Source organism: uncultured Adlercreutzia sp. (assembly GCA_910585575.1).
Taxonomy (GTDB): Bacteria; Actinomycetota; Coriobacteriia; order Coriobacteriales; family Eggerthellaceae; genus Adlercreutzia.
This window is the reverse complement of record CAJUFS010000020.1, coordinates 1-10,117: the sequence shown is the minus strand read 5'-3', so window position 1 is coordinate 10,117 and position 10,117 is coordinate 1. Positions and strand designations below refer to the sequence as shown.

The 10,117-nt window shown below is 63.3% G+C and carries 9 protein-coding genes and 1 pseudogene; all 10 read left to right on the top strand.

Features of this window, described 5'->3' with window-relative positions; genetic code table 11:
* Positions 1 to 10 precede the first annotated feature (10 nt).
* Positions 11 to 490, top strand: coding sequence for an SPFH domain-containing protein (locus QZ307_RS04010; protein WP_295996211.1), 480 nt, complete (start codon positions 11 to 13; stop codon positions 488 to 490).
* A 168-nt stretch (positions 491 to 658) separates the two neighbouring features.
* Positions 659 to 1,006 (top strand): 50S ribosomal protein L19, encoded by a 348-nt coding sequence (gene rplS, locus QZ307_RS04005; protein ID WP_275207598.1) that lies wholly within the window; start codon positions 659 to 661, stop codon positions 1,004 to 1,006.
* A 122-nt stretch (positions 1,007 to 1,128) separates the two neighbouring features.
* Positions 1,129 to 1,917 (top strand): ribonuclease HII, encoded by a 789-nt coding sequence (locus tag QZ307_RS04000; protein WP_295996297.1) that lies wholly within the window; start codon positions 1,129 to 1,131, stop codon positions 1,915 to 1,917.
* A 138-nt stretch (positions 1,918 to 2,055) separates the two neighbouring features.
* Entirely contained in the window at positions 2,056 to 2,589 is a 534-nt protein-coding gene (locus QZ307_RS03995) for a YraN family protein (protein ID WP_295996206.1), read from the top strand.
* Positions 2,590 to 2,592: 3 nt separating this feature from the next.
* A complete protein-coding gene (locus QZ307_RS03990) occupies positions 2,593 to 4,104 on the top strand; it encodes a YifB family Mg chelatase-like AAA ATPase (protein WP_295996203.1) in 1,512 nt (503 codons plus the stop codon).
* A complete protein-coding gene (gene dprA, locus QZ307_RS03985; RefSeq protein WP_295996200.1) occupies positions 4,104 to 5,057 on the top strand; it encodes a DNA-processing protein DprA in 954 nt (317 codons plus the stop codon). The genes QZ307_RS03990 and dprA overlap by 1 nt, the downstream gene beginning before the upstream one ends.
* A gap of 87 nt (positions 5,058 to 5,144) precedes the next feature.
* Positions 5,145 to 6,521 carry a methylenetetrahydrofolate--tRNA-(uracil(54)-C(5))-methyltransferase (FADH(2)-oxidizing) TrmFO gene (gene trmFO / locus QZ307_RS03980; RefSeq protein ID WP_295996196.1) on the top strand — a complete coding sequence of 459 codons (1,377 nt, stop codon included), beginning with the start codon at positions 5,145 to 5,147 and terminating at the stop codon, positions 6,519 to 6,521.
* An 8-nt stretch (positions 6,522 to 6,529) separates the two neighbouring features.
* Positions 6,530 to 7,489, top strand: coding sequence for a tyrosine recombinase XerC (locus tag QZ307_RS03975; RefSeq protein ID WP_295996194.1), 960 nt, complete (start codon positions 6,530 to 6,532; stop codon positions 7,487 to 7,489).
* 536 nt (positions 7,490 to 8,025) lie between these two features.
* Entirely contained in the window at positions 8,026 to 9,336 is a 1,311-nt protein-coding gene (locus QZ307_RS03970) for an MFS transporter (RefSeq protein ID WP_295996191.1), read from the top strand.
* A gap of 192 nt (positions 9,337 to 9,528) precedes the next feature.
* Positions 9,529 to 10,117: pseudogene (locus QZ307_RS03965) on the top strand (excinuclease ABC subunit UvrA); the annotation flags it as partial.

Sequence of the window (10,117 nt, the reverse complement as noted above, 5' to 3'; positions counted from 1 at the left end):
TGCCTCCGATGTGAACCAGACGGTTTCCAGCCTCATGGTGGCCTACGGCTACGACGTGGTGTCCACGCTGATTACCTCCATCGACCTGCCCGCGGACGTGGAGCAGTCCATGAACCGCATCAACTCTGCCCAGCGCGAGAAGGAAGCGGCCCAGTCGCTGGCCGAGGCTGAGCGTATCAAGGTGGTCACCGAGGCCCGCGCCCGTGCCGAGGCCATGGAACAGGCGGGTCGCGGTATTGCCGCCCAGCGCAAGGCCATTGCCGACGGCATTTCGGAGTCCCTGGCCGTTATCAAGAGCTCCGGGGTGTCGGCAGCCGAGGCCAACCAGCTGTTCATCTTTACCCAGTGGACCGACATGATGAGCGAGTTCGCCCGCAACGGCCGCCAGTCCACGGTGGTGCTGCCGAGCGATTTCACAGCCACGGCCTCGATGTTCGAGCAGATGCTCGTGGCCCAGGAAACCGACACCGAGGATCCGAATCGTCAGTAGGAGGGCGGCCCCCGCAAACGGCCGCCGTGCCGTGCAGGCCGTTCGTGGACATTCCTCGAAGGAGGGGAAATTTCCCCTTGCACGGGGTGCGGCAGGGCGATATACTGTCAAATCGCGTCCAAACCAAATTTGATGCAAGACCAACGGTGAATATAGAAGGACATGGCAATGGATATCATTCGCGCTATCGAGCAGCAGCAGATCAAGCAGGACCTCCCCGAGTTCAACGTGGGCGACAACGTTAAGGTCCACTACCGTATTACCGAGGGTAACCGCGAGCGTATTCAGGTGTTCCAGGGCGACGTCATCCGTCGTCAGGGCGCCTCTTCCCGCGAGACCTTCACCGTGCGCAAGATCAGCTTCTCCGTGGGCGTCGAGCGTACCTTCCCCGTGCACTCCCCGAAGATCGAGAAGATCGAGGTCACTCGTAAGGGCGATGTGCGTCGCGCCAAGCTGTACTACCTGCGCAACAAGGTGGGCAAGGCTGCGAAGATCAAGGAGAAGGCTTTCCGCTAGGCCTTGTTTCTCTTGTTTTGAAAAGGCTCCTTCGGGAGCCTTTTTTATGTGCTGGAAGGCGTGGCTTCGTTCCGCGTCCGTTTCCGGCTCTTTTACGTCACGCACTGAAGGAGCATTCCGTGATCGATCTCACCGTCCCTGAGATTCGCCGCAAACTGCAAGAGGCCGACGAGGCCCAGTTCGCCGTGCTCGAGCGCTCGTTGGTGGCCGACACCCGCAAGGGAGTGCGCAGCGCGGTGGAAGTAGCGCGCCGCCGCTTGGAAGCCGAGCGGGCCGAGGCGGTGCGCCTGCGGGGGCTTTACGAGTACCAGCAGGCGCTGGCGGCCGAGCGCGGAGGCACGGTGGTGCTCGGGCTTGACGAGGTCGGCCGCGGGCCCTTGGCGGGGCCTTTGGCGGTGGGCGGCGTGGTGCTGCCTGCTGAGCCGCTTATTGCGGGATTGAACGATTCGAAGCAGGTGAAGCCCGAGGACCGTACGGCTATTGCGGCTCAGGTGCGCGAGTTGGCCCTGGCCTGGACCGTGCAGTACATCGAGCCCGCCGAGATCGATCGCCAGGGGATGACCGCCTCGCTGCGCCAGGCCTTCCGAGCCGCCATTGCCGAGGTGGAGCGCCAGGGCGTGGCGGTGGACGTCGTCTTGCTTGACGGGAACCCGCTGCATCTCGATGAGCGCGAGATCAACGTCGTCAAAGGCGACGGCAAGTGTGCCGCCATTGCCGCAGCGTCGCTGGTGGCGAAGGTGGCCCGCGACGAGCTTATGGAAGCCTACGATCGGGAATTTCCTGGCTACGGTTTCGCCTCGAACAAGGGCTATGGATCGGCCGATCACACCGAGGCGATCAAGCGCCTTGGCCTGACGCCGCTGCATCGCCGCAGCTTTTGCACGGCCTTTACCCAGGAGACGCTCTTTTAGCAGCGATCGCGTTTTTGGTGTGCCGCGGATGCGGCGAGAAAGCGACATTTTGACGGCATTCATGCGGTTCTGCGCCGAATGGCAAGGAGCAATCGAGCCATAGGGTTGCCTCTCGTTTTGACGAAAGGAGCAACCGCTATGGAACAACCGCGCATCTACGAAGAGTTTTTCGACGGGGAAGACGTCGCTGTCTTCTGGGGCGAGGACTTCCCCTGCGAAGAGCAGCCTCGCGAAGCGAAAGCTGACGCTCGCAAGGGCAAGCCCTCGGGTAAGGGCAAGGGCAAGGGAGTTGCGGACAAGAAGACGGGCAAGCGCAATAAGGAGCTGGGCCGTCGCGGTGAGGAAGCGGCCGCCGATTTCCTGCGCCGCCGCGGCTTTGTCATTCTTGAACGCAACTGGACCTGTTTTGCCGGCGAGGCCGATATCGTGGCCATGGACGGCAACGCCCTTGTTTTCGTGGAGGTCAAGACGCGACACGGCATTGACAAGGGCTTTCCCGCCGATGCCGTCAACGAGAAGAAGCGTCGCAAGTACGAGAACATCGCCTTGGCCTACGTGCAAGACCATTATGTCGGCGAAGTAGCTGTGCGCTTCGACGTCGTTTCCGTGGTGGTCGTTCGCGGCGGCCGCGCGCTCATCCGCCATCACGTCGGTGCCTTTTGCGGGTGCTAAGCTATGCAACATGGACAGTGCACGGTGCTCAGCGCCACGGTGCGCGGCGTGGAGGTCATCCCGGTTTCGGTCGAAGTGGTCGTATCGGGCGGTTTGCCGGGCATCTCCATTGTGGGCATGCCCGATGCGGCCATTCAGGAGGCGCGGGAGCGCGTGAAGGCCGCTATTCGCGCGGCGGGCTTCACGGTGCCCAACGAGAAGATCGTCATCAACTTGGCCCCCAGCAACGTGCGCAAAATGGGATCGGGGTTCGATGTGCCCCTGGCCGTGGGCATTTTGGCGGCCAGCCAGCAGATCGATCCTGCTTGGGTGAAGCGCACGCTCTACATTGGCGAGCTCTCGCTGGAGGGTCGGGTGCGGGCGGTTTCGGGAACGCTCGCGTGCGCCATTTGCGCCCGCGAGCAAGGTTTCAGCTTTGTCTGCGCTCAGGAAAGCGATCCAATTCCCCTCGATGAGGTGCCGGTGTTCTCGCTGCGTCATCTGGGTCAGCTGGCCCAGGAAGGCGGAGCAGCTGTAGTGCTCGCGCCCCACGGGCGCGCCGCCCGTGCCGATGCGGTTCGATCAACTGTCGATTTTTCCGAAGTCGCCGGTCAGGAGGTGGCGAAGCGCGCATTTCAGATTGCTGCCACCGGCTCCCATGGTTTGTTGATGATGGGGCCGCCCGGCTCGGGCAAGACCATGCTCGCTTCGCGCATCCCCTCGATTCTGCCGCCGCTGACCATGGACGAGGCCATTGAGGCGGCGGTGGTGCACTCGGTGGCCAACGAGCCTATCGAGAACATCATCGCCGGACAGCGCCCCTTCCGCAGCCCCCACCACAGCGCCACCCAGGCGGGACTTGTGGGCGGCGGTACGCCTATCCGGCCCGGTGAGATTTCGCTGGCGCACCACGGGGTCCTTTTTCTGGATGAGCTGGCTGAATTTCGCACTACGGCGCTGCAGAGCATTCGGCAACCCCTGGAGTCGGGCGTGGTGTGCCTCACGCGCGCCGATGGCACCGTGACGTTTCCCGCGCGCTTCATGCTGGTGGCGGCCTCCAACCCCTGTCCTTGCGGCTATTTCGGGGACGATCGTCACGAATGCCATTGCACGGTGCCGCAGATCAATGCCTACCAGAACCGCATCGGCGGACCGCTTATGGATCGCATCGATCTTCACCTCGATGTGCGGCGCATTCCTCCGGGCCAGGTGCTCGAAGCGGGCAGTGGCACGTCGTCGGATCAGCTGCGCGAGGGCGTCATGGTAGGACGTGCCTTTGCCGCCTGGCGATCGCAGCACGCAGGGGATGCCCAGTGCGCTCCCGTGTCGCCGGTCGATCGATGCGCGCTCACCGACGAGGCGCGCCGTCTTCTGGTATCGGTGGCCGAGCTTCACGCCATGAGCGGCCGGGCGATGGTGCGCACGCTGTCGGTGGCGCGCACCATCGCCGATATGGCCGAGTCGCCAGAGGTGCAGGCCGGGCACGTGGCCGAGGCAATGAACTTTCGCGTGCGCGAGGGAATAGGAGAGAGGTAATGGGAGTTCGCGTAATGCAATTGGAGGGCCCTCGTTTCGAGTTGGGACGCGACGACGAGGGATTTCCCGGAGTTTTGACGACTATTCCCGATCCGCCGTCGCGCCTGTACGGCGTCGGTGATCCGGCGGCTTTGCAGGAGGGCCTGGCGGTGGTGGGAGCGCGGAGGGCCACGCCCTATGGGCGCGCGGCAGCCAAGCGCTTTGCCTGCTCCGCCGCTGAACGGGGTGTGGCCATCATCTCGGGAGGGGCGCGCGGCTGCGATGCCGTGGCCCACGAGGCGGCCCTTGCCGCTGGAGCGCCCACCGTGGCCTTTCTGGGCGGCGGCTGCAACCAGATCTATCCGGCTGAGAATGCCGGGCTGTTCCAGCGCATTGTTCGAGGCGGGGGAGCAGTGGTGTCAGAGCATCCCTGGGACTTTCCGCCCCAGGGCTACACCTTTCGGGCGCGCAACCGCCTCATCGCCGGTTTGGCCCGCGCGACCCTCATTGTGGAGGCAGGGCTGCCGTCGGGCACCTTTTCCACGGCCGACGAGGCTTTGGCGGCCGGCCGGGAGGTGTGGGTGGTGCCCGGCGCCATCACATCGGCCAGCTCGCGCGGGTCGAATCGCCTGCTGTACCAGGGGGCACTGCCCATTGTCGACGATGAAAGCTTCGACGAGGCGCTCCTTCAAACCTTTGGGTGCCTGAGCTATCCCGCAGGCGAGGAGGTCGCAGGCTGCGGCCGCGCTGCGGCTTCGGGGGTGGAGACGCGCGCCGATCCTTTACTTGAGGCTTTGCAGGCGGAGCCCTTGGGTATGGAGGCGCTGCGCAACTTGGCCCAGGCGGCTCGACCCGGCGAGGACTCCTTTACCTGGTTGATGGTGTGGCTGACCACGGCCCAGCGCGACGGGCTGATCGCTCAGTACCCGGACGGCCGCTACGGGCCGGCGGGCGTAATGCAGAAAAGAGGTTGACGATGAACGAGATGGTTTGTGGACAGCGGCCGTCCCGCTCCAATTTGACTGCCGTGGAGACGATGTTATTTGGTATCCTGTTGAGCCATGACACACCACGTAACAATCATCGGCGGCGGTCTTGCGGGCAGCGAGGCGGCTTTGAATTTAGCGAATCGCGGCTTTGCCGTGCGCCTGTGGGAAATGCGTCCCGTCCAGCCGACGGCCGTGCATCACAGCGATCAGTTCGCCGAGCTCGTGTGCTCGAACTCCCTGAAGAGCATGAAGCCGGACAGCGCGGCGGGGCTCTTGAAGGAAGAGCTGACGGTGCTGGAGTCACCCGTGCTGGCAGCAGCGAAGCGCCATGCCGTCGCAGCGGGCGGGGCGCTTGCCGTCGACCGCGAGCAGTTCGCTGCCGACATCACCGAGCGCATCCTCGCCCATCCGCGTATCGAGGTAGTGCGTGGCGAGGCGGTGGACCTGGCGGCTCTGGCGCAGGAAACGGACGCGCTCGTGCTGGCCTCGGGTCCGCTGACCTCCGACGGCCTCTCGTCCGCGCTTATGGACCTGACGGGGCGCGACGCCCTGGCCTTCTACGACGCAGCGGCGCCGGTGGTAATGGCGGACTCCATCGACATGGACAAGGTGTTTCGCCAGAGCCGCTATGAGGATGCCGAAGCCGGGGGCGATTACCTGAACGCACCGTTTTCCCGTGAGGAATACGATGCGTTTATCGAAGAGCTGCTCGGTGCCGAGCGCGTCATTAAGAAGGATTTCGAGTCGAAGGACCTCTTCCAGGCCTGCCAGCCCATCGAGGAGATTGCCCGGGCGGGCCACGATGCGCCTCGGTTCGGCACCTTGAAGCCCGTGGGGCTGACCGATCCGCGTACGGGGCGTCGTCCCTGGGCTGCTCTGCAGCTGCGGGCTGAGGACGCCTTCGGCACCAGCTACAACCTGGTGGGCTTCCAGACGAACCTCACCTTCCCCGAGCAGCGCCGCGTGTTCTCGATGATCCCCGGGCTGGAGCATGCCGAGTTCGCTCGCTACGGCGTCATGCACCGCAACACCTTTATCGATGCGCCGCGTCTGCTGGACAACCACAATCGCCTGGTCACTCCGCAGGCGCAGACTCTGGGCGTTCCCGTGTATGTGGTGGGCCAGCTGGCCGGTACGGAAGGGTACTGCGAGGCTATTCGCTCAGGACTGCACGGCGCATTGGCGGTGGCGGCCGATTTGCGTGGGGTGCCGCTGCCCGAGCTCTCGGTCGACACGGTCTACGGGGCGCTGCTGCACTACGCCACCGAGGAGACAACCGTCGACTACCAGCCCATGCACGTGAACTTCGGCATCATGCGTCCCTTCGAGCCGCGCATCCGCAATAAGAAGGAGCGCTATCGCGCCTACGCCGACCGGGCAAACGCGGCATTGACCTCCTATCGCGCGGCGCTCGATAAGGCCGGTCTCATGACCCCCTCGGAGATGTAGGGGGGCTCATGGTGTTTCATCGGCAGGCGGCGCTCCCTGACGATGCCGCTCTTCCGCGCAGGAGCGACGTGGACGATTTCTGCGCCATGCTCGTGGTGGAGCAGGGGGCTTCCGAGCACACGGTGCGCGCCTATCGCGATGACCTGCTGGCCTACCTGCGCTGGGCGACGCGCCTGGGAATCGATCCGCTGGCCGTCACCTATCGCCAACTGCGCCGTTACTTAGCCGAGCTCGATCAGGCTCAATATGCGCGTACGACCATCAAGCGGCACATGTCGGCACTTCGATCGTTCTTCCGCTGGCTCAATGTCGAGGGTCGCACCGACAACGATCCTATCAGCGTCATGCAGGCGCCGAAGAGCGCGCATCGGCTGCCGAAGGTCATGTCGGTTGAGGACATGCGCGCCCTGCTTACGGCGGTAGGGCCGGTCGACAAAGAGGGGCGTCCGCGCCAGCAGACGTCGGCCGATATGCGCGACCAGGCGCTTCTCGAGTTTCTGTTCTCCTGCGGCGCCCGTATCTCGGAGGCTTCGGGACTGCTGGTGTCTTGGGTGGATTTTCCCGCGCTTGAAGTGAAGGTGTTCGGCAAGCGCGCCAAGGAGCGGCTCATCCCGTTGAGCCGCGGCGCCGCAGCGGCCATGGAGGTCTACCTGCAGGAGGCGCGCCCGCAGCTTTTGGGGGAGAGGCAGAGCGACCGGTTCTTCATTTCGAATCGCGGCAACCCTATGAGCGCCGACAGCTTGCGCAAGCGCTTTAAGCGCGTGCTGGGGTTGGCGGGTCTTGACGAGAGCCTCTCGCCCCATGCTGTGCGCCACTCGTTTGCCACTACCTTGCTGGAGGGCGGCGCCGACTTGCGCAGCGTGCAGGACATGCTGGGTCATGCGAGTCTGTCCACCACGCAGATTTATACTCACGTCTCCGTGGATCGCATGAAGAGCGTGCATGGTCTGGCTCATCCGCGCGCCTAGGAGCGGGTTGTTTGACAGCTTGTGAACAGGGCGGTTGCGGCTGGTTTCAGCTCGGTTGCGCGGCCGACACGGTTCCTGGGCGCGCATCGTTTCTGAGGCTTTCCTCCTTCAGAATGCGACATGAGGTTAAGTGTTCTTCGCTGAAGCGCGAAGACCCGGATGTCGCCGTTGAAGGGAGGAGCCATGAGTCGCAAGAAGGCGAAAATGTTGTTCTGGGCGGCCCTTGTCGTGCTCGCTTACATTCCCTATCTCATGCAAACGGCCAGCCACGCCATCATGTAGCGCTGAGCTCGATGAGCTCGCGAAAATGACGCGCGCAGTTGCTCCTCACATCCTTTGTTTTGTCCTGCTTGGCGTGAAGAAACGGTGACGTCCGGAAAATGAGGGCGCGTCCAGCGGAGGGGATTTGTCGCCGAGTGGAAAAGTTGACCTTTTCTCTTGAATTCCCCGTTCAAGGGGTTCATACTGCGCTCACCTTCTTGGGATTTCCGTTCCCGTGAAGGTTGGCTGGCAGTTTCGTTCTCACGGAGGAAAGGATGCAGAAGGCAAAGCTCTCGGACGCTCAGTCCCTGCGCGGTTTCATTTTGGCGACGGTCACGTTCATGGCCATCTTCGCTTCGACGGCGGTACCTATTCCGCTGTACGCCGACTATCAGGCAACCATCGGCCTGACCACGGCCGATATCTCGAACACCATGTTCACGTATCTGACGGCGGTGGCGCTGACGCTGTTGTTTGCCGGACGCATTTCGGATTCCTTCGGGCGCACGCCCATTACCAGCTTGACGGTGATGCTGGCCATCCTCGGGTGCATTATGTTCTTGCGTGCCGAAAGCGGCATTGACGTGCTTGCGGCGCGCTTCGTGCAGGGCCTGGCCGCCGGTTTCGGCATGAGTGCGGTGTCAGCGCTGGTTATCGATTGCGTGGGGGAGAAGCACCTCAGCTGGGGCTCGACGGTGGCCAGCTGCGGCTCCATGTTCGGCATCATGGTAGGCTCGGTGGGAGTGGGCATCCTCTACGGGCTCGTGCCGAGATTGAGCATCATTTACGGCGTTATGATCGCCGTGCTGGCGGTCTGCCTGTTCTTGCTGCCGATCATTCACGAGCCGCTCGATCGCACGGTGTCGCTGCGCGCTTCGGTGAGGCCCCGCCTGTTCATTCCGCCCCACCATCGCCGGCTCTTTGCCGTAGTGGGGGTGTGCTATGTCGTCACCTGGACGGTGAGCAACTTCTTCCAGTCCTTCGCCGCTCCCATTGCCTACCAGTGTTTCGGGGAGACCTCGCCTATGGCCGGCTCGCTCATCCTGGCCCTAGTCATGGCTCCCTCGCTGCTAGGTTCACCCCTGGTGGCGCGCATGAATCCCCGTCGTGCGCTGGTGGCGAGCCTGGTAGTGGTAACCGTAACCACGGCGGCCATGGGCGGCTTGGTGAGCACGGGGCAGGAATACGGCTTTATGGCCGTATGTGCGGTGTTCAGCGTGGCCATGGGCGTATGCGTCGCCACGTCGCTGCGCATGCTGCTGCTCGAGGTAAGCGTGCTGCAGGTGTCAGCTATCCTGTCCTCGGTGAACCTGGTGGCCTACGCCGGATCGGCCGTGACCGGCCTTGGCACCGGGGCGCTGCTCGGCGCGACGTCGTACCCGGTGGTGTTCTTCGTCATGGTAGCCCTGCTGGTGGCAGCGAGCGTGTTCGTGTGCTCTTCCTTGCGGGCACCGCAGGCGCAGCGCAGCAGCAGTCGCTTGACGCTGAAGAAGTTCCACAAGATGAAGGGCGTCGAGCCGAGTGCTCCCACGGCCAGCGAAAGCGCCCCCGCTACCTTAGAGGAGCCTGCGGCGGCAACGCTGTAGAGGGGGTAGTGCAACGCGCTGAGATTATCTGTCGGCTCATCTATGCGAAATTCATGAACACGAACAAAAGTTTGCTAAATTGATGGCCTTTCGCGACGGTTCTCGCTACAATACGCAGGCGAAACAAGTATTTGGGCAACGGGCGGCCTTTCTGGCGTCCGTTGCTTTACGTCTGAGAGGGAACAACAGCACATTATGGCCAATGAAATTGTCATTAAGGGCGCCCGCGAGCACAACCTGAAGGACATCGACCTTACCATTCCCCGCGATCAACTGGTGGTCATCACCGGTCTTTCTGGCTCGGGCAAGTCGAGCCTTGCCTTCGACACCATGTATGCCGAGGGCCAGCGTCGCTATGTGGAGAGCCTCTCCAGCTATGCGCGCATGTTCCTGGGGCAAATGTCGAAGCCCGACCTGGACTCCATCGACGGCCTGTCGCCGGCGGTGTCCATCGACCAGAAAACCACCTCGAAAAACCCGCGCTCCACGGTGGGTACTACCACAGAAATCTACGACTACCTGCGTCTTCTGTTTGCCCGCGTGGGCATTCCCCATTGCCCCGAGTGCGGTCGCGAGATCAAGAAGCAAACCACCGACCAGGTAACCGATGAAATTCTGCGCCTGGGCAACGATGCCCAGGGCGAGGCCACCAAGGCCATCATCTTGGCTCCCGTGGTGGCCGGGCGCAAGGGCGAGTTCACGAAGCTCTTCGCCGATCTGCAGAAAGAGGGCTTCTCCCGCGTGCGCATCGACGGCGAGATCGTGAAGCTCACCGGCGAGC

Coding starts and splice junctions, on each gene's coding strand:
- QZ307_RS03970 (WP_295996191.1), top strand. CDS start 8,026: ATGCAGAAGGCAAAGCTCTCGGACGCTCAGTCCCTGCGCGGTTTCATT.
- dprA (WP_295996200.1), top strand. CDS start 4,104: ATGGGAGTTCGCGTAATGCAATTGGAGGGCCCTCGTTTCGAGTTGGGA.
- QZ307_RS03990 (WP_295996203.1), top strand. CDS start 2,593: ATGCAACATGGACAGTGCACGGTGCTCAGCGCCACGGTGCGCGGCGTG.
- trmFO (WP_295996196.1), top strand. CDS start 5,145: ATGACACACCACGTAACAATCATCGGCGGCGGTCTTGCGGGCAGCGAG.
- rplS (WP_275207598.1), top strand. CDS start 659: ATGGATATCATTCGCGCTATCGAGCAGCAGCAGATCAAGCAGGACCTC.
- QZ307_RS03975 (WP_295996194.1), top strand. CDS start 6,530: ATGGTGTTTCATCGGCAGGCGGCGCTCCCTGACGATGCCGCTCTTCCG.
- QZ307_RS03995 (WP_295996206.1), top strand. CDS start 2,056: ATGGAACAACCGCGCATCTACGAAGAGTTTTTCGACGGGGAAGACGTC.